This window comes from Neobacillus mesonae (assembly GCF_023715155.1).
Classification (GTDB): domain Bacteria; phylum Bacillota; class Bacilli; order Bacillales; family Cytobacillaceae; genus Neobacillus; species Neobacillus mesonae_A.
Genome location: NZ_JAMBNQ010000020.1, coordinates 24,356 through 48,023 on the forward strand (window position 1 = coordinate 24,356; position 23,668 = coordinate 48,023).

General features: G+C 38.8%; 21 protein-coding genes, 2 pseudogenes and 1 other annotated feature (1 of these 24 only partly in view). Of the genes and pseudogenes, 8 read left to right on the plus strand and 15 right to left on the minus strand.

Going from position 1 to position 23,668, the window contains the following annotated elements:
* Positions 1 to 95 (plus strand) — a binding site (T-box leader); it begins 119 nt to the left of the window's first position.
* Positions 96 to 134: 39 nt separating this feature from the next.
* Positions 135 to 1,388 (plus strand): tyrosine--tRNA ligase, encoded by a 1,254-nt coding sequence (tyrS, locus tag M3183_RS16155; protein ID WP_251471257.1) that lies wholly within the window; start codon positions 135 to 137, stop codon positions 1,386 to 1,388.
* A 51-nt stretch (positions 1,389 to 1,439) separates the two neighbouring features.
* Here the strand turns inward: tyrS and acsA are convergent, their stop codons facing one another.
* Positions 1,440 to 3,161, minus strand: coding sequence for an acetate--CoA ligase (gene acsA, locus M3183_RS16160; RefSeq protein WP_251471260.1), 1,722 nt, complete (start codon positions 3,159 to 3,161; stop codon positions 1,440 to 1,442).
* A gap of 211 nt (positions 3,162 to 3,372) precedes the next feature.
* Here acsA and M3183_RS16165 point away from each other — a divergent pair, with 211 nt between their 5' ends.
* The 3 genes from M3183_RS16165 to M3183_RS16175 are packed head-to-tail and all read left to right on the plus strand — an operon-like array spanning position 3,373 to position 5,870.
* Positions 3,373 to 4,005, plus strand: coding sequence for a GNAT family N-acetyltransferase (locus tag M3183_RS16165; RefSeq protein WP_251471263.1), 633 nt, complete (start codon positions 3,373 to 3,375; stop codon positions 4,003 to 4,005).
* A gap of 48 nt (positions 4,006 to 4,053) precedes the next feature.
* A complete protein-coding gene (locus M3183_RS16170) occupies positions 4,054 to 4,701 on the plus strand; it encodes an acetoin utilization AcuB family protein (protein ID WP_251471284.1) in 648 nt (215 codons plus the stop codon).
* Positions 4,698 to 5,870 carry an acetoin utilization protein AcuC gene (locus M3183_RS16175; protein WP_251471288.1) on the plus strand — a complete coding sequence of 391 codons (1,173 nt, stop codon included), beginning with the start codon at positions 4,698 to 4,700 and terminating at the stop codon, positions 5,868 to 5,870. The genes M3183_RS16170 and M3183_RS16175 overlap by 4 nt, the downstream gene beginning before the upstream one ends.
* A gap of 734 nt (positions 5,871 to 6,604) precedes the next feature.
* Here M3183_RS16175 and ccpA read toward each other — a convergent pair.
* The 11 genes from ccpA to M3183_RS16230 form a co-directional block, all read right to left on the minus strand.
* The gene (gene ccpA / locus M3183_RS16180; RefSeq protein WP_464514035.1) at positions 6,605 to 7,624 is read right to left on the minus strand and encodes a catabolite control protein A; all 1,020 of its coding nucleotides are present in this window, start codon (positions 7,622 to 7,624) and stop codon (positions 6,605 to 6,607) included.
* A gap of 203 nt (positions 7,625 to 7,827) precedes the next feature.
* Complete coding sequence (locus tag M3183_RS16185; protein ID WP_251471289.1) at positions 7,828 to 8,904, minus strand: bifunctional 3-deoxy-7-phosphoheptulonate synthase/chorismate mutase; 1,077 nt, start codon at positions 8,902 to 8,904, stop codon at positions 7,828 to 7,830.
* Positions 8,905 to 9,162: 258 nt separating this feature from the next.
* Positions 9,163 to 9,495, minus strand: a complete 333-nt coding sequence (ytxJ, locus tag M3183_RS16190; protein WP_251471291.1) for a bacillithiol system redox-active protein YtxJ — start codon at positions 9,493 to 9,495, stop codon at positions 9,163 to 9,165.
* A gap of 91 nt (positions 9,496 to 9,586) precedes the next feature.
* Entirely contained in the window at positions 9,587 to 10,081 is a 495-nt protein-coding gene (locus tag M3183_RS16195; protein WP_251471292.1) for a YtxH domain-containing protein, read from the minus strand.
* A 21-nt stretch (positions 10,082 to 10,102) separates the two neighbouring features.
* Entirely contained in the window at positions 10,103 to 10,573 is a 471-nt protein-coding gene (locus tag M3183_RS16200) for a DUF948 domain-containing protein (protein ID WP_251471293.1), read from the minus strand.
* 181 nt (positions 10,574 to 10,754) lie between these two features.
* Complete coding sequence (gene murC, locus M3183_RS16205) at positions 10,755 to 12,053, minus strand: UDP-N-acetylmuramate--L-alanine ligase (RefSeq protein ID WP_251471296.1); 1,299 nt, start codon at positions 12,051 to 12,053, stop codon at positions 10,755 to 10,757.
* A gap of 225 nt (positions 12,054 to 12,278) precedes the next feature.
* Positions 12,279 to 14,966, minus strand: coding sequence for a DNA translocase FtsK (locus M3183_RS16210; RefSeq protein WP_396953730.1), 2,688 nt, complete (start codon positions 14,964 to 14,966; stop codon positions 12,279 to 12,281).
* 247 nt (positions 14,967 to 15,213) lie between these two features.
* Positions 15,214 to 16,002: a DUF1444 domain-containing protein gene (locus tag M3183_RS16215; protein WP_251471307.1), complete on the minus strand. Its 789-nt coding sequence runs from the start codon at positions 16,000 to 16,002 to the stop codon at positions 15,214 to 15,216.
* An 82-nt stretch (positions 16,003 to 16,084) separates the two neighbouring features.
* Positions 16,085 to 16,399 (minus strand): thioredoxin family protein, encoded by a 315-nt coding sequence (locus tag M3183_RS16220; RefSeq protein WP_251471309.1) that lies wholly within the window; start codon positions 16,397 to 16,399, stop codon positions 16,085 to 16,087.
* Positions 16,400 to 16,702: 303 nt separating this feature from the next.
* The gene (locus tag M3183_RS16225) at positions 16,703 to 17,224 is read right to left on the minus strand and encodes a DUF84 family protein (protein WP_251471311.1); all 522 of its coding nucleotides are present in this window, start codon (positions 17,222 to 17,224) and stop codon (positions 16,703 to 16,705) included.
* 57 nt (positions 17,225 to 17,281) lie between these two features.
* Entirely contained in the window at positions 17,282 to 18,355 is a 1,074-nt protein-coding gene (locus M3183_RS16230; RefSeq protein WP_251471315.1) for a M42 family metallopeptidase, read from the minus strand.
* 189 nt (positions 18,356 to 18,544) lie between these two features.
* Between M3183_RS16230 and M3183_RS16235 the strand changes: the two genes are divergently transcribed.
* Positions 18,545 to 18,862: a PepSY domain-containing protein gene (locus M3183_RS16235; RefSeq protein WP_251471317.1), complete on the plus strand. Its 318-nt coding sequence runs from the start codon at positions 18,545 to 18,547 to the stop codon at positions 18,860 to 18,862.
* A gap of 30 nt (positions 18,863 to 18,892) precedes the next feature.
* Here M3183_RS16235 and M3183_RS16240 read toward each other — a convergent pair whose 3' ends face one another.
* Positions 18,893 to 19,732 (minus strand): YtnP family quorum-quenching lactonase, encoded by an 840-nt coding sequence (locus M3183_RS16240; protein WP_251471318.1) that lies wholly within the window; start codon positions 19,730 to 19,732, stop codon positions 18,893 to 18,895.
* Positions 19,733 to 20,070: 338 nt separating this feature from the next.
* Between M3183_RS16240 and M3183_RS16245 the strand changes: the two are divergent.
* Both M3183_RS16245 and M3183_RS16250 read left to right on the plus strand, forming a co-directional pair.
* Positions 20,071 to 20,274 (plus strand): annotated as a pseudogene (locus M3183_RS16245) (transposase); the annotation flags it as partial.
* 361 nt (positions 20,275 to 20,635) lie between these two features.
* A pseudogene (locus M3183_RS16250) lies at positions 20,636 to 21,470 on the plus strand (transposase); the annotation flags it as partial.
* A gap of 258 nt (positions 21,471 to 21,728) precedes the next feature.
* On the opposite strand, the gene trmB reads toward M3183_RS16250, so the two are convergent.
* Positions 21,729 to 22,373, minus strand: coding sequence for a tRNA (guanosine(46)-N7)-methyltransferase TrmB (gene trmB / locus M3183_RS16255; protein ID WP_251471321.1), 645 nt, complete (start codon positions 22,371 to 22,373; stop codon positions 21,729 to 21,731).
* 138 nt (positions 22,374 to 22,511) lie between these two features.
* Here trmB and M3183_RS16260 point away from each other — a divergent pair, with 138 nt between their 5' ends.
* A complete protein-coding gene (locus M3183_RS16260; protein WP_251471328.1) occupies positions 22,512 to 22,790 on the plus strand; it encodes a YtzH-like family protein in 279 nt (92 codons plus the stop codon).
* Here M3183_RS16260 and M3183_RS16265 read toward each other — a convergent pair whose 3' ends face one another.
* Positions 22,791 to 23,567 (minus strand): phosphotransferase family protein, encoded by a 777-nt coding sequence (locus M3183_RS16265; protein ID WP_285880090.1) that lies wholly within the window; start codon positions 23,565 to 23,567, stop codon positions 22,791 to 22,793.
* Between the last annotated feature and the right edge of the window lie 101 nt (positions 23,568 to 23,668).

The following is a 23,668-nucleotide window of genomic DNA, read 5'->3' on the forward strand; positions in this document are numbered from 1 at the left end:
AATTTTATTAACAGAGAACGGTCAAAACCGTTATTTTTTTGAGTTGGAGGAGTATTCCTCAAGCTGGGTGGTACCGCGATTATTTCGTCCCTGCACTTTGTGCAGGGATTTATTTTTTTATGGAGGTATTGGATATGGATCTATTAGAGGATTTAAAATGGCGGGGAATTATTTATCAGCAAACAGATGAAGATGGCCTAAAAGAATTATTAAATAATGAAAAGATTTCGCTTTATTGCGGGGCAGATCCAACAGCTGACAGCCTGCACATCGGTCATTTAGTACCATTTTTAACATTAAGGAGATTTCAGCAGCATGGACACCGTCCCATCGTGTTAGTTGGAGGAGCCACCGGTCTAATTGGTGATCCAAGCGGTAAAAGTGAAGAAAGAAAACTACAAACATTAGAAACTGTTCAAAAAAATGTGGATGGAATTCAAAAACAGCTTGCCTCTATCTTTGATTTTAATGGAGAAAACGGAGCCGTCTTGGTGAATAACTATGATTGGACCAGTTCAATGAGTGTTGTAACATTCCTGCGTGATATCGGCAAGAATATTGGTGTTAATTACATGCTTGCAAAGGATATAATTGCTAACCGGCTTGAAACAGGAATTTCCTTTACTGAATTCACCTATACCATTTTACAGGCTATGGATTTCAACCATTTATATGATCACTACAATTGTAAACTTCAAATTGGCGGCAGTGATCAATGGGGAAACATTACGACTGGACTGGAATTAATCCGGAAAATGCACACCGAAGAAACAAAAGCCTTTGGAATGACCATTCCTCTCGTAACAAAAGCAGATGGCACAAAGTTCGGTAAAACAGAAGGCGGAGCTATCTGGCTTGATCCCGAAAAGACAACACCATATGAGTTCTATCAATTCTGGTTTAATACAGCAGATGCCGATGTAGTGAAATACTTGAAGTACTTTACTTACCTTTCTCATGAAGAAATTGATACGTTAGCGGTAAGTGTAGAAGAAGAACCTCATCTCCGGAAAGCTCAAAAAGCATTGGCAGAAGAAATGACACGCTTGATTCATGGTGAAGAGGCATTGCAGCAGGCGATAAAGATTTCTCAAGCTTTATTCAGCGGCGATGTCAAAAATCTTACAGCTGCAGAGATTAAGCAGGGATTTAAAGATGTACCCGCCTATGAAACAAAGGGTGAAGAAAATTTAGTTGACCTATTAGTCGCTGCAAAAATTTCCTCATCAAAACGTCAGGCCCGCGAAGATATCTCCAATGGAGCAATATCTGTAAATGGTGAGAAAATTACTGATACTGCCCATATCCTGCAGGAATCTGACAGAATCGAAGGCCAGTTTACCATTATTAAAAGAGGTAAAAAGAAATATACTTTAATCAAATTTTAATAAAAATAGACCTTGGACATGAAGATATGAACCAAGGTCTATTTTTATTTATTAATCTTCCATTGTTGAAAGGTCACCCGTTGGCAAATCTAATTCCCAAGCTTTCAAGACACGTCTCATAATTTTACCGCTCCGTGTCTTCGGAAGTTTATCACGGAAATCAATTTCCCTTGGAGCTGCATGGGCAGCAAGACCTTTTTTCACAAATTGACGGATTTCTTCTTTTAATTCGTCAGATGGACTGTAACCATCTCTAAGCGCGATAAACGCTTTAATGATTTCGCCGCGGACAGGGTCCGGTTTACCGATTACCCCTGCTTCTGCTACGGCAGGATGCTCCACAAGCTTGCTTTCGACTTCAAATGGACCTACACGTTCGCCCGATGTCATAATAACATCATCCACCCGGCCTTGGAACCAGAAATAGCCATCCTCGTCCATATAGGCTGAATCACCAGATACATACCAGCCGCCATTTGGTAAAAAGTAAGACTCATATTTTGCTTGGTTTTTCCAAATCGTATGCATCATGGAAGGCCAGCCTTTTTTAATGGCCAAGTTCCCCATCCGGTATGGCGGCAGCTCATTGCCCTGATCATCTACAATGGCTGCAACAACTCCCGGAATTGGTTTACCCATGGAACCAGGCTTAATTTCCATACATGGATAGTTACTGATTAGCTGTGCACCGGTTTCTGTCATCCACCAGTTATCATGAATCCGCTTATTGAATACTTTTGCTCCCCATTTTACTACTTCAGGATTCAATGGTTCACCAACACTTAGAATATGGCGGAGACTGCTAAGATCAAATTTCTTCACAACCTCATCCCCTGCCCCCATTAACATCCTAAAGGCGGTTGGTGCGCTGTACCATACTGTTACCCCAAAATCTTCAATCATTTTATACCATGATTCCGGACTGAAACGGCCGCCGATAATTACGTTTGATGTCCCGGTTAACCAAGGACCGAAAATTCCATAAGAAGTTCCAGTAACCCAGCCAGGGTCTGCGGTACACCAGTAAATATCATCCTCTTTTAAGTCAAGAACCCATTTGGCTGTCTGATAATGCTGAAGCATTGCATTATGTACATGCAGCACGCCTTTTGGTTTTCCTGTCGAACCAGAAGTATAGTGAAGAATCAAACCGTCTGTACGTTCCACCCATTCAATATCAAGCTTGCTGCTTGCATCTTCAAATTTTTCCATAAAATTAATGAATAGTCCCTGGTCTTGCACATTGCCTCCGACCACGAAAATATGCTTTAATTCTGGCAAATCTTGGACCGGTACACGATCAAGGAGCTCCGGTGTTGTTACTAAAACACTTGCACCACTATCCTGCAGTCGGTCTCTGACAGCACCCTCCATGAAAGCTTCAAATAATGGGCCGACAATGGCTCCAAGCTTTATCGCGCCTAAAACAGTAAAGTATAGTTCAGGTGAGCGGGGCATAAAAATAAATACCCTGTCTCCTTTCACTACATCACCATAATTTTTTAATACGTTTGCCGCTTTATTCGTCAGTTCCTTCATTTCCTTAAAGGTATACTTTTCATTTCTAGAACCATCACGATAGTAGAGAGCAATCTTATTCTTCCTGAAAGTCTCAGCATGCCTGTCAATAGCTTCATAGGCTAAATTGACAAGCCCAGTCTTACTCCATGAAAATTCCTTTTCTGCCTCTTTCCAGTCAAAGCTTTTATACGTTTCTTCATAATTTTGTAAATTGTATTCCCCTTGTACAACTGGCAACGCTTCCACTTTCACTTAAATCTCCCCCTTTTGAAGTTGATAATAATATTATATTACAAATAAGAATTATTCACAATTTTAAAAAAATGATTTTTTAAAAAAATTTAATTCTTCATATAAATAATCCTAATCAAATAATACCGAAGATTTTGTGGAATTGTCTTTTCTAAAGGAAAAATTATGTATAATAGAATTGTTCAGTATAGATTTTTCCAGGGGTGACCTAATGAGACATAAAAAAACCTATTATGCAAGGGAATTAAATACTCCATATGGCATGTTAATAATTGAGGGCCCTATTTCTTCTGAAATTGTGCAGTCTTATGATTTTCATGAAGATTTGATTGCATTCAGGCCGCCGGATCAGCAGCATAAAGCATTAATTGGGATTGCTGAACTTGAAGAAGGCAGAATTATTATTGCACGACATCAAAACACGATTGTTGGTTATGTCACTTTTCTCTATCCAGATCCGCTTGAACGGTGGTCAGAAGGGAATATTGAAAATTTAATAGAATTAGGTGCTATTGAAGTAATACCTCAATTTAGAGGATGTGCTGTCGGCAAAAACCTTTTAATCGTATCCATGCTGGATGATGCCATGGAAGATTATCTTATCATTACTACCGAATATTATTGGCACTGGGATTTAAAAGGAACAAATTTGAATGTATGGGAATACAGAAAAGTCATGGAAAAGATGATGAGTGCCGGCGGACTGGAGTGGTATGCAACTGATGACCCTGAAATTTGCTCCCATCCTGCTAACTGCCTTATGGCAAGAGTGGGGAGCCGGGTAAGTCTTGAGACGGTGCAAAAATTTGACCGACTTCGCTTCATGAACCGGTTTATGTACTAATGGAATGTATTTCCTCCTGCAAACTTAAAGAAATGAGGGGATATGAATATGATTGTTGAAGAAATAATGAAAACAGATGTTGTCACATTGTATCCAACAGATACCATTGCAGATGCCATTCGTGTAATGGAAACGAATAATATCCGCCATATACCCATTATAAATACAGATAAAAAGTTAGTGGGACTAGTGACAATCTCCCGATTAAAAGAAGCGACTCCTTCCACTTTCCGTACAAACGAGAACCCGGATGATTTGAAGAAACCGCTTGAGTTAATTATGGAAAAGAACGTCATTACCGGTCATCCCCTTGATTTCGTAGAAGAGATTGCAGCAGTGTTTTATGAACATAAAATCAGTGCGATTCCTATTTTACTAGACCAAAAAGTAGCAGGGATTATCACTGAAACGGATATCCTTCGTACGATGGTAGAGCTGACAGGTGCTCATCAGCCAGGTTCGCAAATTGAAATACGGGTTCCAAACATTTCAGGCGTCCTATCAGATATTGCCGGAATCATTCGCAAACGGAAAGCCAATATTCTCAGCGTTTTAGTTTACCCGGATAAACAGGATGATCAATTTAAAGTACTAGTTATTAGGGTGCAATTAATGAATCCAATAGGCCTGATTCAAGACCTGAAAGAAGCCGGACATGAAGTAATATGGCCTAATCTGCCGGGGATTTCTCTATGACAGATCGTTCCGTATTCGTCTTTTCAGAAGAACTGCTAAATTATAAATTTAGCAGTCATCATCCTTTTAATCAATTCCGGCTTAAATTAACTATTGATTTATTAAAGAAAATCAATGCTTTAGATTCTGAGCATATTATTCCTCCTAGGATGGCATCTGAAGAAGAATTGCTGCTTATCCATGACCCGGGATTTATCAATGCTGTAAAAAAAGCTGGCTATGGACAACTCCCAAAGGAAATTGCGGAAAATTACGGACTAGGTACAGAAGATACTCCAGTGTTTCCCAATATGCATGAGGCTAGTTCCCTATTGGTCGGAGGAACCCTTACTGCAGTTGATCAAGTCATGACGGGAAAAGCTCTCCATGCAGTACATCTTGGCGGGGGGCTGCATCACGGATTTCGCGGAAAGGCTTCAGGATTTTGCGTTTATAATGACAGTTCTGTCGCATTAAAATATTTGCTGAAAAAATATCGTGCACGGGTTTTATATGTTGATACAGATGCCCACCATGGTGATGGTGTTCAATGGTCTTTTTATGATGAACCAAATGTATGTACACTATCGATTCATGAGACAGGGCGCTATTTATTCCCAGGAACAGGCAACATTAATGAAAGAGGACAAGGAGCAGGATATGGATATTCGTTTAATATACCTGTTGATGCCTTTACAGAAGATGAATCATGGCTATACGCTTATTCCCATGCAATTCGAGAGGTTGCAGAGTTCTTTAAGCCTGATGTCATTCTTACCCAAAATGGAGCAGATGCCCATTACTATGACCCTTTAACACATTTATCAGCAACTATGAAGATTTATAGAGAAATTCCAAAACTGGCTCATAAAATTGCTCATCAATATTGTGAGGGCAGATGGATTGCTGTCGGCGGCGGCGGATATGATATTTGGCGAGTTGTCCCTCGTGCTTGGGCAATGATTTGGATGGAAATGATAGAAAACCCAAACTCCATCGGCCGTCTTCCGGTTGAATGGGTCGAATACTGGCAAGCCAAATCGCCGGTTGAACTTCCAAAGGAATGGGATGACCCGGAAGATTTATATCCCCCCATTCCAAGAAAGCCCGAAATAACAGAAAAAAATCTTAATACGCTTGAAAAAGCACTGTACCCGATTAGAAGTCAGAAAAAAAGTGAAACTATTTAGAAAAGCGAAAGCTCTACCAAACAAGCACATCATGTTCCTGCGAATTCTTATAAAAATAATAAAGAAAAGAATAAAAAAAACGACTCTAAAAATTCATTTTGAATTTTAGAGTCGCTTTTTTGATTGTTGTCCTATATTTGCCCAAAAGATACTAAGGATTTTCAGTACCTTCGTTAAACTTTGCAGGAATTACGAGGTGCCATGGGAATAATTGTCGTACATCTAAAAAGAATTTTGAAATGAATTGATTAAAATATACGAAAAAAAACCCCTATTCCGCTGCATTGTACACGTGTCTGTGTTTTAATTTTCTATTTGACTGGATTTAATTTGTCTACTAACTCTATTTCCTTTTCTTTTACTTTAATTAAACAATAAAAAAGGTATAAAACCCTTAAATAATGCGGATTTTATACCTTTTTTATTTTGGTTTTGTACAAAGTAATTAAAAAAATTTAACACCGTTGATTGGAGCGGAAGGCCGTGTAGACTCCTCGTAAATGCTAACGCATTTCCTTCGTGCGTGGGCGGATTCAATGAAGTAAATTCAGTGTCCCGCGGGGAGTACGGAGCAGCAGGGAATCCCCACAGACGCTACAGCGCCGAGGAGACTTCCCGGCACGCCCGCGGAAAAGCGAAGCCGCCTGGAGCGGAAATCAACAACTAAGTGAAACAGTCATTTTCCTATAAAGGGTACTTTTTCAATGCCCTCAGATTAACCTGCCTCTTTCTTTTTAGTTTTCTTCCCTCGTAGATTGACGATGTTCAATTCGATGTGGAAGAACGACGATTTGATTTTCAACCTTTTCTTTGTTCATTAGCTTTGTAAGCAGACGCATAGCCACTGCTCCAATATCATATAACGGCTGTACAATGGTTGTAAGCTGCGGTCTGACCATTAATGACAATCTTGTATTATCAGATGTAATAACCTCAAAATCCTCAGGAATCTGATAGCCTTTATCTGCTGCCCCATGGACTACACCAAGAGCCATTTCATCCGCACCGACAAGAATGGCAGTTGGCTTTTCAGGTAATTCTACTATTTTTTCAAAGGCTTCGAGACCTGCATCATACGTATAATCCCCTTCAAGAATCAACTCCTCCTTGAAGGAAATATTAGATTCCTCTAGAGCTTTTTTATATCCATTTAATTTTTTTACAGCTATATCAGGTTCATAATGCGGCCCATTCACAAATGCAATCTGTTTATGGCCTCTGCCAATAAACTCTTTCACTGCATCATATGCAGCCTGTTCATAATCAATATTGACTGATGGAATCCTTTCTGATTCTTCAATAGATCCAGCAAGAACAATGGGCACTTGTGATTTTTCAAATTCTTGAACATGTTCCTCTGTAATGTTTCCTCCCATAAAAACAATTCCATCCACTTGTTTACCAAGCATTGTATGATACAAATGAATTTCCTTATCTTTATTTTGATCAGAGTTACTAAGGATGATATTGTATTTATACATTGTTGCAATATCTTCAATTCCCCGGGCTAATTCGGCAAAAAAGATATTGGAGATATCTGGAATGATGACCCCGACGGTTGTAGTTTTCTTACTTGCCAGCCCTCTTGCTACCGCATTGGGAACATAACCAAGTCTCTCAATTACTTCTAATACTTTTTTTCGTGTCACCGGTTTTACATTTGGATTTCCATTGACGACACGAGAGACCGTTGCCATGGATACGTTTGCCTCACGGGCAACATCATAAATCGTAATATTATTCACTATTAACACTCTCCTAAGAAACGAACATTGTTTTCTTTATTTTGCTGCAGGATGTAAAAATCTAGTCATTTTTCCTTGTATGTGATGAATTATACAATCCTAATTATGTACTAATGATACGATAAGAATTAAAAAGCCGCAATTATAGTATAAAATATTTTTTAAAGAAAAGAACCCTCTGCCGTGGCAGAGGGTCTTCATTTCAGAATTCATTAGATCCTTACGTAATTGGATGCAAGGAGTTCATTATAGAATTGATCGAATTGTTCTAAGTTCATTTGCTGCTGAGCATCAGATAAGGCAACAGCAGGATCTGGGTGAACCTCAGCCATTACGCCGTCTGCTCCAACTGCAATTGCTGCTTTTGCACAAGGAAGAAGCAAATCTCTTCTGCCTGTAGAATGAGTAACATCAACCATAACTGGCAAGTGTGTCTCTTGTTTTAGAATTGGAACGGCAGAAATATCAAGTGTGTTTCTTGTTGCGCGTTCATATGTTCTAATACCGCGTTCACAAAGAATAATTTGTCCATTCCCCTGTGCCATAATATATTCTGCTGCATTGATAAATTCTTCGATTGTAGCAGCTAGTCCTCGCTTCAATAAAACTGGTTTATTAACTGCCCCAGCGGCCTTTAATAATTCAAAGTTTTGCATATTGCGAGCTCCAATTTGAATGACATCCAAGTACTCTGCTGCCATTTCAATATCTGCTGGGTTCACAATTTCACTGATAACAGCCATATCAAATTCAGTTGCAACCCGTTTTAGAATTTTTAAGCCTTCTACACCCAAACCTTGGAAATCATATGGAGAAGTTCTTGGTTTGTATGCACCGCCGCGTAATAGCTTTAAGCCTTTTTCTTTCATTGCTTTTGCAACAGTTGCCACTTGCTCGTAAGATTCTACTGCACATGGACCGAAAACAAAGTGCTGTTTGCCGTCACCGATATTTTCACCCTTTAAGTTAATAATGGTATCTTCCGGCTTTTTCTTTCTTGATACAAGTAATGCTTTTTTGTGATCATCCTTTTGTAAATCAAGGCCAGCTTTGAAGATTTCTTTAAAGATATGGTCAATTGTAGCATTGTCGAAAGGACCATCATTACTTTGCTTTATCTTATCAAGCATCATTCTTTCGCGAACTGGATCAAAACGAAAGACACCCTGGCTTCCTTTTACCTGTCCAATATCTTGGACGAGCTGGGCCCTTTCATTGATTAACCTCAACAGTTCCAAGTTTACTTCATCCACGCGTTCTCTCAACTGATCTAATTCATTATTGCCCATATTCGTCCCCATCCTTTCATTGCAAATCAGAATTACATGTTAACTGACTCACAAACACATATATTTTTAATTTTAAAACAATTTTTGTAATATTAGGGTTTATTATAACTGAAAAAAATTTCTTTGTCACCTATTTTTCCTTTATTTCTTAAACGCTTTTAAGCGTTAAAGCCTTTTGATTATATTGAATTATAATATGAATCAATCCACAAGTTGGTGAGCCTTTTATTCAGTTAAATTAGGATCTTCATACCTAACTTAGCTATTTTCCATTAGTGCATTGATTAGAGATTTATTTGTAATTTTCCAATGTGATGCATTCCATACAGCTTTCCCATCTGAAAACAAAATTGCCTGCGGGGATTCATGTTTGATTTGGAAGTGATCAGCTATTTCCGTTGATAATGGACGTGATTCCTGTACAGCAAGATAATAACTTGGTATCTCTTCATGCTCTGCCGCAAACTTCTCATATTCTTTATAGGCGGCCTGGCTGATTGGACATGTAAGGCTGTGTTTCAAAAAATAAAATCGGTCCTCATCCTTTAATAAATCATTAAATTGTTCAATGGTATCAACTTTTTTAATCATTCCAAAGCCTCCAATTCAAAAAATAAACGATGAAGTCATTTTATCACTTCACCGTTTATATAACAATAAAACTGAACTTTCTTAACCAAATTTACAATTTGATCCTATTTTCTTCTTCATCAAAGGCCACTTGAGCTTCCATTAATTTTTTTCTAATGGCCTCATCATCAGAAGCACCTTTACTCTCTTGTTTTTTAGAATCCGCTTTTCCAGTGCCTCCAATAGGGATAAAGCGAATTTCCCTTTCATTCTTATTTTCAGTTGCTTCCCTGTTTGAAGCTTTTTCTTTAACTTTGTTGATTAAGTCTGAAGATTGATGAACGATTTCTTGAGAAAAAGATGAAGTTTTGGCAGCCAATTCATTTCCTTTATTTTTCATCGTTTCGCCTAATTTTCCTGTTTTGTTCACAATGGAACCCGTATTACTGCTAATCTTATTACGAATGTCTTTTCCGCTTTTTGGCGCAAACAGAAGGGCACAAGCGGCTCCAACTACTCCCCCAATAATTGCCCCAAGCAAAAAGCTGCTGGAATCCTCATTCCGGTTTTGATTAATTTCCCGTGATTCATATTCTCGATTAGACAAATCTCTCAGCTCCTTTTTTATTTAATATGAACGAACTTTCTGCTTTACTTGGATACTTTCTTCCTTCTTAGTTTCTTTTGCTTCTTTTCTTTCTCTCCATTTTTCCTTTAGTTCCAAAATAACATTACTCCACTGAATAATTTGTGAAACCTTTTCTTTACTTTCTTCCACCTGCTTGTCCACTGTCTTCGTAATGTTTTGTAAGGTCCCATTAAAGTTAGAAACCGTTTCGCCAACCCCTTTTACCGCATCTACAACACTGTTTAATTTTGCTGACTTTTGACCAACATCATCTGCCAGTGCATTCGTCTTCTGTAAAAGTAAAGTGGTTTCTCTTGTTACTCCATCAAGCTGCCCCTCAACACCTTTTAACGTATCAGAGACACTATCAAGTGTTCTTTGAAGAGATTTAAGAGTTTTAGATATATAAATCACCAGTACCAAAAATGCTACAGCAATCAAGGCTACGCTTAAATATAAAATTATTTGCATCGTTCAACCTCCTGCTTAATCTCTCTTTCTTTATGTATTACCCAATTATGTGAGAATCTACACATTAATGCTTTTCCTTACTACTTCCATATATTTGTCTTGTTTTCCTGCAAACAGAATAAAATTTTTATATGACCTTAAAATATTGAAAGGATGCCACAACCTGTTGGCATCCCCTTCATTACACTAGCTGCTTTTCATAAGCTTCCTGGAACTTTTGGATATCTCCAGCTCCCATAAACAGAATGACACTTTGATCATGCTGTTTTAAGACGGAAGTATTTTCTTCTTTGAGAATTTCCGAAAATGGGACTTTCTCCTGTAAATCCTTAATTGATAATTTCCCGTGATTTTCTCGGGCTGAGCCAAAAATCTCACATAGATATGTTTTATCTGCCAAACTTAATGCCTCGGCAAAATCTTCAAGAAATGCCTGTGTACGAGTAAAAGTATGCGGCTGAAAAACTGCTATGATCTCTTTATCTGGATATTTTTGCTTAGCAGAATCTATAGTTGCTTTAATCTCAGTTGGATGATGGGCATAATCATCAATTAGAATCTGACTTCCAACCCTTTTTTCTGAAAATCTCCTTTTAACTCCCTGGAAAGTTGCCAATCGCTCCTTCACCATCTCAACATTCATTTCATCATAGTGGCATAAACCTATAACAGCTAATGCATTTAAGACATTATGATCACCAAATGTTGGAATTAAAAAGGTATTATAGAATGTATTTCGAATAAATACATCAAAGCTGGTTCCATCCGTTGTTTTAACAATATTTTTAGCTTGATAATCATTTCCCTCATCAAAACCGTAAAACACAACAGGAACCTTTGCTTGAATTTTTTGAAGCTGCTCGTCATCACCACAGGCAAATATTGCTTTCTTTACCTGAAACGCCATTTCTTGAAATGCGGAAAAGACATCATCAATATTGGCAAAATAATCAGGGTGATCGAAATCAATATTTGTCATGATGGCATAGTCTGGAAAATAAGAAAGAAAATGTCTTCTATACTCACATGCCTCAAAGACAAAGTATTCTGCCCCTTCCTCCCCTTTTCCTGTTCCGTCACCTATTAAGAATGAGGTAGGCTTCATTCCCGAAATTACATGGGCCAGTAATCCTGTTGTTGACGTTTTTCCATGAGCACCGGTTATGGCAATACTAGTGAAATTCTGCATAAAATCGCCTAAAAACCGATGGTACCGTACGATAGGAAGTCCAAGCTTCATAGCTTCTTGAATTTCCTCATGTGTATCAGGAAATGCATTTCCTGCAATAATTGTCATCCCAGGTTTAATATTTTCCTTTTGAAAAGGAAGAATCGTAATCCCTGACTTTTCAAGAGCATCCTGCGTAAAAAAGTGCTTTTCAACATCGGAGCCTTGTACTTCATATTTCATATCATGCAGCACTTGCGCAAGTGCACTCATTCCTGACCCCTTTATACCCACAAAATGGTAAATAGTCATAGAAGAACCTCCAACCAACATAATACTGTAAAACAGTATATGACATCTGTCTGTATTTGCTAATAATTGAAACCTGCATTTTTAAAACACTATTTATTATATTAACTCATATTTCAATATTATAGCATTGTTCATTTGTAAAAACTATTTTGATACGCTGGCACAAATCTGCCAGTTCTAACATCATTCTTATTATTTGTTCATGTCATTAAAGAATACTATCGATTATACATTATAACTTGCTTCTTGGATTGCCTCCAAATCGGATTCTGAAATCAATACTTCACGAGGCTTGCTGCCATTTGCACTTGTAATGTATCCATTTTGTTCAAAGCTGTCCATCAACCTTGCTGCACGGTTATAACCAATTTTAAACCGACGCTGCAGGCTTGAGGTGGAAGCAACCCCTTGGTCAACAATAAATTCACATGCCTCAAAGAACAGCTCATCCTCTTCTTCCGTTACCTGTGCCTTTTTTAATAATTCTTCCTGCTCAAATAAATAATCTGGTGCCTGCTGCTCTCTGACGTGTCCAACTACAAGATCAATTTCTTCATCAGATACAAATGTACCTTGCAGACGGATTGGTTTTGATGAGCCATTTTCTAAGAACAGCATGTCGCCCCGTCCTAATAATTTCTCCGCACCGCTAATATCAATAATGGTCCGGGAATCAACCTGTGATGACACCGAGAATGCAATACGGGTTGGAATATTGGCTTTAATTAGTCCGGTGATAACATCTACAGAAGGCCTTTGGGTTGCGATTATTAAATGAATCCCACAGGCCCTGGCTTTTTGAGCTATACGGCAAATCGCTTCCTCTACATCAGCCGGAGACATCATCATCAAATCAGCCAGTTCATCAATGATGATGACGATATACGGAAGTTTATCGGAATATTGCTTATGCTCCATAGCCAGTTCATTAAACCGACTTATGTCACGAACACCTGTATGGGCAAATAATTCATAACGCCGTTCCATCTCGTCGACAGCCCATTTCAAGGCAGCCGTTGCAGCTTTCACATCCGTTATTACAGGACTGACAAGGTGTGGAATCCGATTATACGGTGCGAGTTCGACCATTTTTGGATCGATAAGCAGCAAGCGCAAATCCTCAGGTAATGCCTTATATAACAAACTGATTAGAATTGAATTTACACAAACACTTTTCCCAGAACCTGTTGCTCCGGCAATCAAGCCGTGCGGCATCTTTTTTAAATCCGTCACAATTGGCTTTCCTGCAATATCAAGACCAAGAACGGCTGTTAACGGTGAAGCAGATTCTTCAAAAGTACGGGTTTGAATGATTTCACTTATTTGTACCGGCCTTGAAATTTGATTAGGCACTTCAATCCCGATTGTGTGCTTTCCTGGAATAGGTGCTTCCATCCGGATATCCCTTGCAGCAAGGCTTAATTTAATATCATCACTAAGATTGGTAATTTTGTTGACCTTTACGCCTGGCTCCGGCTGGACTTCAAACCTAGTTACTGCAGGACCTTGTGTAACATTCACAACACCGGCACTAACATTAAAGTTTTGCAGCGTTTGATTTAGTAGCTCTTGCTGTTGATCCAGCCACTCCGTATCTTTCCCTTTCGAAACCGGAGGCTTTAACAAACCATAGTCAGGAAAGGTGTAATGGGCTTCGTCATCAGATTGTTTAACCCCATCCACGTTCTTAATCTGCTGCACATTTGATTCTTGAACAAGTACCGGTATTGGTTCTATGCTTGATTCTTGGACGGTAACCGGTATTGGTTCTTCGCTTGATTCTTGAACTGTAACGGCTATTGGTTCTTCACTTGATTCTTGAACAGCAACCGCTATTGGTTCTTCACTTGATTCTTGAACTGTAACGGCTATTGGTTCTTCACTTGATTCTTGTACAGCAACCGGTATTGGTTTTTGTTCCGTTGGTGTTTCTTTCTGCGTTTCCAGAGATTTTTGTTCGTTCGCATTCGGCTTGGTTCTTCTTGTCTGCTTGTGCCAATCCCATTTTTGCTTATCCTGTTTTAACATCATCACATTAAACGGCAAATGCGATCTTTCAGACCTGGCTGACCTTCTTTTTTCAATATTTTCCTCTTTTAAAAATGGTTCATCATTTTTTTCTTTAAGGACATCCACCTTATTCTCTGTTTTTTCCTGATGGGAAACGGGCTCTTCATATGTATTTTCAAGATCATAATCTCTTTCAGCTCGTTCTAACGCTTCAGTTAAAACATCCGAAATTCCCTTGTTCTGTTCAGCAATTGTTACAGCTGCCTCTAGTTCAGTCTGCATCTGAATATCCTTTTCTGCCTCTTGTTCAGTCTGCATCTGAATATCCTTTTCTGCCTCTTGTTCAGTCTGCATCTGAATATCCTTTTCTGCCTCTTGTTCAGTCTGCATCTGAATATCTTTTTCTGCCTTTTCTTCAATAACTTGCTGTGATTCGGCTTCTGATTGCAAAAAATGGCTTAATTCATGCTCTACGATGGCAGTTGATTTTTTTCGCCGATGAAACCCAAACACCGGTGATGGAATTTCAGTCGGATGGAATGGACCATGAATTTTTGGCTGAGGCTGCTCTTTTTTTATTTTTGGCGGGTCAGCCTCTTTAGAACTCATTTTACTTTGATTGGTACTGCTTTTTTCAGCCTGACTATTTTTTCGGCTTTTTGGTCTTTCTTCCCTGGGTGTTGTTTTACTAAACATCATTGATGAAGAAGAAGGTCCTTTAGGATATTGATAAGAAACTTTAACATCAACATCTTTTACATAGTCATCTGGCGGTGATAAGTCTCCCGTTTTATCATTATGAAAAAAACGTTCCTCAAATTCATCTTCACCGTCTTTTTTTAACTTTTGAAATAAGTTTTGGATCCAGCTCAAAACTATCACTCTTTCTACTTCATCTATCATTCTATTTTAACAGCATTTTTATTTTTTTCGACACATTTCTGTAGAATTAGTCAAATTCTCTTATTTTCTGAATTGACCAATGTAAAAAGGACCAAATATATGGTCCTCTCCCTGTTTTATCCCGCATTAACGGGCAGCAAGCCCCCGTTTCATGGCTTAGCATAAGCAGGAAGTATAAGCGGGGGCAACTGCTGGTTCAACTAAAAATCAGTGGAGATGACACCTCCCTGCTGATTGTAGTTACAGTTTATTTGTTTTTCCCAAGGATGAAAATAGGCTCTAATTCACCATTTTCATAATAAAAGGATAATGCCGTAATCGGTACATGCCCGCTTGCAAAAAAGCTCATTGTCATTTGTGCAAGTACATCATACCCTCGATCATTACGAACATCTGCAATAATCAATACATCCTGATGTGGAACAGCCAATACCATTTTTCCTTCAATTTTCTTTTCAATCTCATTCAAGAAGCCTTTATTTAAAATCCGGCTTGCATCATAACCATCATTCGTGTTTAAAAAATAGAAAATGTTCCCTGCCACCTGATCTTCTTTTAAAGAAGTTGATAAAGATCTTACATTAAACAAAGCAATTTCTTTTATCCTATTCGTATCCCAGCCCTCTTTTTCAAGAAGTTTTGAATCAATTAACCGATATGTTTTCCCCATATCATATGCATAATAAATTCTTGTTTCAGCGGTATGATCATCTGTTAAAAAACGAATACCCTCTTTTGATTCTAGTGGAAATGAAGTAGAGCGAATGACTGGGAAAATTCTCTTCTCATGGTCATTTAATTGAATAGGGCTTTCCATTGCCTTTAGACCCTCTTCTACATAATAGACAACTTCTTCAATAGCCTTTTCCTTTTCGGTATGCCACTTTGCCACAATATTTGAAATGGATACGGTTATTCCTTTTCCGGCCTTTGCACTTTCAATTCGCAGTTCATCTTTCTCACGGTCATAGGAAATGATTCTGTCTTCGCCCGAAAAGCGTGACTCTAATTCACGTTTCATTTTTATACTATCCATCTTCATCCTCCTTTCATTTCGGAGTCATTTCTTTTTATTTTACATGAAAAAACCTCCTTCTCCAAAGGAAGGAGGTTTGCCATTATTTCAAGCCCTTAATAAAGTTTTCAATTTCTTCTTTTGTCTTTCTGTCCTTGCTGACAAATCTTCCAAGTTCTTTACCATCCTCAAAAGCAATAAAGCTAGGAATACCGAAAACATCCAGCTGTTGGCAAACATCAATATAATCATCACGGTCTACATGAATAAAAGTAAACTCTGGGAAATCTGATTCTATTTCAGGTAATACTGGTTCTATGAAACGGCAATCTGGACACCAGCCCGCAGAAAACATAAAAATGGTTTTTCCTTGATTACGAAGCTGCTCAAATTGCTCCATTGATTCTAGATTTTTCATGTCAAAGCCTCCATCTGCCTTATTATTATTTAAGGTTCCTTCACATAATAGCAGTCTAAGGACCCATTAGTCCAACAAAAAGCAATCATTGATTAAACGACATTCACTAATCCACAGGCACTCTCTTTGAAACTATTTCTTCGCTTTCCACACCCGTCTTGCCCCATAAAACACACTATACGGCTGTTTCTTTTCCGTCTTTGCTTATCTCTCTATGAGACTGTTCCTTCACGTTCACCGCCTGAACTGTCCCATAGATACTCCTTATAAGTTTGTTTTCTTAACCTTCCATCATTTCAAAAATCAGCGGCTATTATGTTTTTGCTGATAAGCAAATTGCCCTGCTAATAGATTTATTACATGGGTGAACATTTCTGCACGATTAACCGCCTCATTTGTAAAGACACCGATAGCGCCTTCGTGTTTCCTTACATTTTTCTTTTTTACATAGTCCTCCATTACAGGTCCAAGTTCTTCACCAGAACGCAGTCTTGATGCCACTTCCTCAGGAAGTAAAATCCGCGCACCACCGGCTATTATAGGTTCCATGCCCCTGGCTGCCAAGGCACCCCAGTTACACATCAAAAGACCATATGCCGTTTCTTGAACTCCCCCCTCAAGTCCAATGCCAATATCACCTTCCCCTTCACGAAGCGCACCTTCTGCCCTGTTGATTGCCCCCTTAATCGTTTCTTCATCCAAAAAAGGCTGTCCACTTACTCCTGACGGGATATCAAGAGAAATGTATTGAGTGTCTTGATGAATAAAACTATTTTTTACCGCCTGAACTTTTGCCGGGTTCTTTGACCCAATGATGATTTTCATTAAATTACATCTCCTCGTAAAAAAGAGAGGCAAGTTCTCCAATGCCTCCCTTTAACATTAACTATTTGCTTTAATCGTATCCACTGCAGCTTTGTCGCAGGCTTTAACTAATTTCACTAATAATTCCTTAGCAGCCGCATAATCATCGACATGGATAATAGAGGCATGGGTATGAATATAACGTGAACAAATACCAATTACCGCACTAGGGATTCCTTCATTTAGGAGGTGAACCCGACCGGCATCTGTCCCACCCTGTGAGACAAAATATTGATAAGGAATGTTATTTGTTTCTGCCATATCAAGAACAAACTCCCGCATTCCGCGATGGGTAACCATGGACCTGTCAAGGATACGGAGCAGTGTCCCTTTCCCTAATTGACCAAATTCATTTTTATCTCCGCTTGCATCATTGGCCGGACTTGCATCTAGAGCAAAAAAGATATCAGGCTTAATCATATTTGCCGCAGTTTGGGCACCGCGCAGCCCAACCTCTTCTTGAACAGTTGCTCCAGAGTATAAGACGTTTGGCAATGTTTCATCTTTCAGTTCTTGTAACAGCTCAATCGCCAAACCGCAGCCATACCGGTTATCCCATGCCTTTGCCATAATTTTCTTCTTGTTAGCCATTGGGGTAAACGGACAGATTGGCAAAATGGCCTGACCAGGTTTAATTCCCATACGTTCAGCATCTTCCCGGTCATCAGCACCAACATCGATCAGCATATTTTTTTGTTCCATCGGTTTATTTTTCTTTGATTCATCTAAAAGGTGCGGCGGAATCGAACCTATTACACCAATAATTGGACCATTTTTCGTCATCACCTGAACTCTTTGGGCAAGCAGAACCTGACTCCACCATCCTCCCAGCGGCTGGAATCGAATCATCCCATTATCGGTTATAGCCGTTACCATGAATCCTACTTCATCCATGTGACCAGCAACCATAATGGTCGGTCCAGTTTCATCGCCTCTTTTTACACCAAATATACTTCCAAGCTTATCTTGGACGATTTCATCCGAGAAGGGCGCCAGCTGTTCCCTCATAAATTTTCGGACTGCATGTTCATTTCCTGACGCGCCAGGCAGTTCCGTCAATGTTTGAAAAAGCTTTAATGTTTGATCATTCATGGACTGTAAGCTCCTTTAATTGTATTCTAAATAATATGTATACAAATTATTTTACAGAATTACGGTTTGTCTTACCAACATTTCATTTTCAATATCAGTAATATTACCTTCTTCCTGTTAAATACGATATACTAAGGGAAAATGTTTACATGCAATCTTTTCCATTTTTAATCTTGGAGGTCCTATTAAATGAACTGGAGATCTTTTATTATTGGAGCTGCGATTGGAATTCTCAGCGGCTACACGGCACGGGAACTTCTAAACAAAAAGGCAAGAGTTTCACCTGAAAAAGTTTTAGAAAACGTTAAAAAGCAATTTAATCAAAATGGACCAATAACAGGTTCATGGATTCATATGACAGCAGAGCCATATGAAAAACAACAAATTCAGTATCAAGTCTATAAAGGCGGCATTTCTAAAAATGTGGATGGAAACAATGAACAATATGAATTCGCCGCTGATGCCACAACCGGCACCCTGATTGATGTCCGCCGTATAGCATCTTAAAAGCCGTATCCACACGGGTACGGCTTCCTTTTATTTTGTACGTTTTATACTTTCCACTATTTGACCGTCAGGCCCCCACTTAACTGCACGGTATAAACAATCATGATAAAAAGTAAACCATGCATTCTTCTCCATGGCAAATGGCTGCCACTTCCCTTTTGCTGAAATGGAATCCATTGGATAATCATCATAAGCCATCACCCACAACACATTTTGATGGGCATGCGTGGCTAAAATATCAGCCATATGAATCGCCATTTCTCCTCCATCTTCAATTATGATAATGGAATGACCATTACTGTGCCCGCCTGTATGAATCATCCGAATTGGTCCCAAGCTCCAGGTTTCTTCAAATGGCTCTACCTGCATTTCAATAGCTTCCCAATTTTCCTTCCAGTATGTACTTTTTGAACGGATATTGGGATTTCTCATTTCATCCCATTCGATTTGTGAGGTAATAATTTTTGCATTTGGAAATACAGATACATATTCCCCGTTCACAGGTTTGGTTAAACCACAGGCATGGTCGAAATGTAAATGGGTCATTAACACATAATCTATTTTGGATGGATCAAGGCCTAAGCTTTCTAAAGAAGAGTCCACTTCTGATTCCCTTGTCACACCATAATTACGAATCTGTTTTTCCGTTAATTTCCCCTTGCCGATTCCAGTTTCAATTAAGATATTCTTTCCATCCGCTTGAACCAGAATAGGATCTGTAGGTAATTCGATTTGGTTTTTTTCATTTACAGGATATTTTTTTGACCAAAGCGGTTTTGGCACCACTCCAAACATGGCTCCACCGTCTAAATTGGTGATACCGCCGGTTAACCAGTAAAGAGACACGTCTCCAATTTTCAAAGTATCCATCATTTCATCTCCTTTCCTATAGTTTAACATTACCTGACAATTATGAAAATTAAAAAGACAACCCTTTAAAAGAGTTTGTCTACAGTCTTTTTTCTTTTAAAATAGAAATAGGTAAATAGTGTAGGTTGATTTCCATTCCGGGTGGAGGCTTTTCGCGGGCGGGGCCGAGCCGCTTCCCTCGCTACGCTCAGTCCAGGGTCTCGACTTTCCCGCTTTTCCCGCAGGAGTCGCCACCCTCCGCTCCAATCAACATCAACGTTTTAAACATTGGATAAAATACTTTCGAGGTGACGTACCAAGATGACGAGAAACCAATCAAATGAAGCGGACATTTAGAAATGCTGACAATTGATCAATTAGTTCCTGAAGATCATTTAGTACGCAAGCTAGAGTCAGCTATTGATTTTTCGTTCATCTATCCCTTGGTTCAACAACTATATTAAGGGATTGGTCGTCCAAGTATCGACCCCGTAATTTTGTTTAAGATGGTCTTCATACAGTACATATTTGGCATACATTCCATGCGCCAAACCATAAATAAAGGCTGTTTTCGTAAACTATGTTGTTATGCCAAGAAAAGCGGTGGTTTATTCTATTTAGGAATAAGCGGACTCTGCGAAAAAGCTGGATTACAGGATAGCCCCCTTGAAAGTAAAAAATAAGCGGAAGTTTTCCCGTTATTTGCAAAATTAAACTTAAATAGTAAAAAATAAGCGGAGTTTTTTCCGTTATTCAATGAAAAGCACCCGATTTTAGCAGTTTAAAATCAAATAAGGGAAATTCCTCCGTCTATTTCAGCTAATTAACATCCAATTTCCTAAATAAGGGGAATTTCTACCCCTATTTTTTGAACGAATCTTAAAAAGGGAGCAAAAAGCAACAATCTTTTAGAAAAGAGCCTAAATAAAAGAAATTGAAACAAACATGGACTATCGATGATTTCTAGGATTTGGTTTCTACACAGAAGTCCCTCACTTCTCTACCTTCGGTAAAAATTATGAGCGTCGCTTTCACAATACCGATGTGTTCGAAGACATCTTTTACCACATTTTGAAGGAGATTATGGATAAGGGATTGCTGTCTGCTGACCATATTTTCTTAGATTACACGGGAAAAGCCATTTCCTTCTGAGAAATTTGAAAAAGAAGAATGGAAAGAAATTAAGGAAAGTACCACAGACCCAGAAAGTGGCTACTATGTGAAAGATGAACGAACCAAACAGTTTGCGTATTCGTTCCATGCAACTACCGATGAAAAAGGATTTGTATTAGGTACGATAGTGACTCCGAGAAATATGCATGATAATCATCTGTTACAGCCTCTTTTCGAGAAGGTTATAGAAAAAGTTAAGAAGCCACTTGCAATCGCTGCTTACGCAGCTTATAAAACACCAGCGATCACGAACTTTCTATTAGAGAATCAAATGCAGCGATTTGGACTGAATGTCCGTTTCTATCGAAAGTGTACCGAGAGTAAAAACCATCAAAAGCTTATACAACGTCATATTTGGGAGGCTTATTTAGAAGAGGTAGAACATCTACGCCACAATGATGAAATCAAACAGATATATGCGAGACGCAAGGAGACGATTAAACGTGTCATTGCAGATGCAAAGGAAAAGCATGGTATGCGATGGACAACCCTACGGGGTCTAAAAAAATTGTCTATGCAGGCGATGCTTACGTTTGCTTCTATGAATTTGAAAAAATTAGCAAATTGGACGTGGAAAATGGTTTGAAAGAGCTCAAACTAGTTGATTGGAGTGGAAGGTGTTTGACTCCTGGGGGATTAGCGTTACAGGCGAGACCCCGCAGGAGCTTCAGCGACGAGGAGGCTCGGCGAACGCCCCTCGGAAAGCAAACACCTGGAACGGAAATCAACGTATTTTTAACCGAAATATAATCCAAAAATGACAAAGACATCGAGAGGGAGTCCTCTCGATGTCTTTTGTTGACAATCTGAGACAACCCTTTAAAAGAGTTGTCCAACCTTATCCTTATTTCGATTGAAATTTCACTTCACAACGGTAAATACGATTCCCTTTTTCAGAAAACTTCTGTTCATATTCTGTCATGATATTGCCTTCAGAATCACTGTTATGAAGGTCAAGACTGATAAACTTTAACAGCATTCCATATGCTGAGAAACTCATTAAAGAATATTCAAACAGGCCTTGATTGTCGGTTTTAAAATGAATTTCTCCGCCATCGACCATGATTGCTTCATAAAGCCTTAAAAAGTCTTTATAGGTTAATCTTCTTTTTTCATGGCGTGTTTTTGGCCAGGGATCAGAAAAATTCAAATAGACACGATCTACATCATTTTTAGCAAAAAACTTTGCTAAATCATTTGCATTCACATTTAACAATTTAAGATTCGGCAGATCTGCCTCGATTAACCTGTCTAAAGCCTTAATAATGACACTGTCAAACAATTCGATTCCAATGTAATTTATATCAGGATGAGCTTTCGCCATCTCTGTAATAAAGCGGCCTTTGCCGGTTCCTACTTCAATATGAAGCGGCTGCTGTCTTTCAAAAGCCTCATTCCATTTTCCTTTATACTCTTCCGGATTTGGAACCACATATTGCGGGTATTCTGCGATTCTTTCCTTTGCCCAAGGTTTATTTCTAAGTCTCATGCCGGCACTCCTATTTAAATAAATATCGTTTTAAACGATATCATGAAGCAATTTTACTTGCAAGTGTATAAACAAAAAAAGAATTCACAACCTAAGTGTGAATTCCGTTTTTTATTTTGTTTGAAAGGGTGTTAAAAAATGCCGTTAAGTCATCTTGATCAAGTAACATTACTGAAAGATATATTGAATAATCATCAAACAGATTGCTGCGGGTCAACAGCTGAATGTGAACAACTGGAACGATTAGCAAAATCACTGATTGTCAATGCACAGGTGAATCAAAATGTCAAAAACGTTTTGGAAGATGTTTACAATTATAGTCAACAAGGTGCCCAGACAGCTGACTTGGATCAGCATATTTTAACCAATCAAGAAAATCTATCTCAATGGGTAAATGATATCGGTCAATATTCATAATTAAAGGATATCATGTAAAAATTGGATCCATTTATTCATTTCTTCTAATTTATGCTTGTCTTTATGAAATTGAATAGATGAAATAGTTTGAAGAACAACATACCATTTCATTCTTAGACGTAAATCGTCGGTAAGCTCTTCTCCATACATCAAGAGCCAGTCCTGCCAATTCTCTTCAGGAATGTACCAATATAAAAGCATTCCAAGGTCAATGGCGGGGTCAGCAATTGCGGCCCCGTCCCAATCTATTAAATACAACTGGTTATCCTCCGTAAGCAGCCAGTTGTTATGATTAACATCTCCATGGCAAACAACTTTTTCATCACTATGGACATTTTTAGCTTCCTGATTTAAAAAGTTCAATGCATTTCTTACTTCTGGCAAAGAAAGAGTTTCTTTGTCTACTTTCTTAATCATGGATTCAAAAATCATTTCGGGATTTAAAGGAGACTTTTCAAGCCGGCTGAGCAGGCCAAGCATCGGTTCTGAACGGTGAATTTTCTTTAACAGCCTGGCAACAAGCTCATGATTCATCTCCGCCGGCTTTAATTCTCGCCCTTCCAGCCATTGCTGTGCAGTAATGACATCCCCATTTTCCAATCGTTTTGTCCATACAAGTTTTGGAACAATCCCTTCAGCTGACAATACCGCTAAAAAGGGGGAAGAATTCCGTTTAAGAAACAGACTTTGGTCCTCAAACTTTGCATAAAAAGCCTCACCCGTAGCACCGCCAGCAGGAGCAATCTCCCACTCTTGTCCTAATATATGATCCAACATTGTTCACCTTCAATTTATGCCGTTCTAATGGTGGACGGCCCCTCCCCTAACCCGTGGAAAGGGAACCTATCTATAACAATGGTAAAACCTAGACGTCTTAA

Bases quoted from the DNA above. Each gene is read 5' to 3' on its own strand.
- tyrS (WP_251471257.1), top strand. From the start codon at position 135: ATGGATCTATTAGAGGATTTAAAATGGCGGGGAATTATTTATCAGCAA.
- M3183_RS16165 (WP_251471263.1), top strand. From the start codon at position 3,373: ATGAGACATAAAAAAACCTATTATGCAAGGGAATTAAATACTCCATAT.
- M3183_RS16170 (WP_251471284.1), top strand. From the start codon at position 4,054: ATGATTGTTGAAGAAATAATGAAAACAGATGTTGTCACATTGTATCCA.
- M3183_RS16175 (WP_251471288.1), top strand. From the start codon at position 4,698: ATGACAGATCGTTCCGTATTCGTCTTTTCAGAAGAACTGCTAAATTAT.
- M3183_RS16185 (WP_251471289.1), bottom strand. From the start codon at position 8,904: ATGGGCAATAATGAATTAGATCAGTTGAGAGAACGCGTGGATGAAGTA.
- ytxJ (WP_251471291.1), bottom strand. From the start codon at position 9,495: ATGATTAAAAAAGTTGATACCATTGAACAATTTAATGATTTATTAAAG.
- M3183_RS16200 (WP_251471293.1), bottom strand. From the start codon at position 10,573: ATGCAAATAATTTTATATTTAAGCGTAGCCTTGATTGCTGTAGCATTT.
- murC (WP_251471296.1), bottom strand. From the start codon at position 12,053: ATGACTATTTACCATTTTGTGGGTATAAAGGGGTCAGGAATGAGTGCA.
- M3183_RS16210 (WP_396953730.1), bottom strand. From the start codon at position 14,966: ATGATAGATGAAGTAGAAAGAGTGATAGTTTTGAGCTGGATCCAAAAC.
- M3183_RS16215 (WP_251471307.1), bottom strand. From the start codon at position 16,002: ATGGATAGTATAAAAATGAAACGTGAATTAGAGTCACGCTTTTCGGGC.
- M3183_RS16220 (WP_251471309.1), bottom strand. From the start codon at position 16,399: ATGAAAAATCTAGAATCAATGGAGCAATTTGAGCAGCTTCGTAATCAA.
- M3183_RS16225 (WP_251471311.1), bottom strand. From the start codon at position 17,224: ATGAAAATCATCATTGGGTCAAAGAACCCGGCAAAAGTTCAGGCGGTA.
- M3183_RS16230 (WP_251471315.1), bottom strand. From the start codon at position 18,355: ATGAATGATCAAACATTAAAGCTTTTTCAAACATTGACGGAACTGCCT.
- M3183_RS16235 (WP_251471317.1), top strand. From the start codon at position 18,545: ATGAACTGGAGATCTTTTATTATTGGAGCTGCGATTGGAATTCTCAGC.
- M3183_RS16240 (WP_251471318.1), bottom strand. From the start codon at position 19,732: ATGGATACTTTGAAAATTGGAGACGTGTCTCTTTACTGGTTAACCGGC.
- trmB (WP_251471321.1), bottom strand. From the start codon at position 22,373: ATGAGACTTAGAAATAAACCTTGGGCAAAGGAAAGAATCGCAGAATAC.
- M3183_RS16260 (WP_251471328.1), top strand. From the start codon at position 22,512: ATGCCGTTAAGTCATCTTGATCAAGTAACATTACTGAAAGATATATTG.
- M3183_RS16265 (WP_285880090.1), bottom strand. From the start codon at position 23,567: ATGTTGGATCATATATTAGGACAAGAGTGGGAGATTGCTCCTGCTGGC.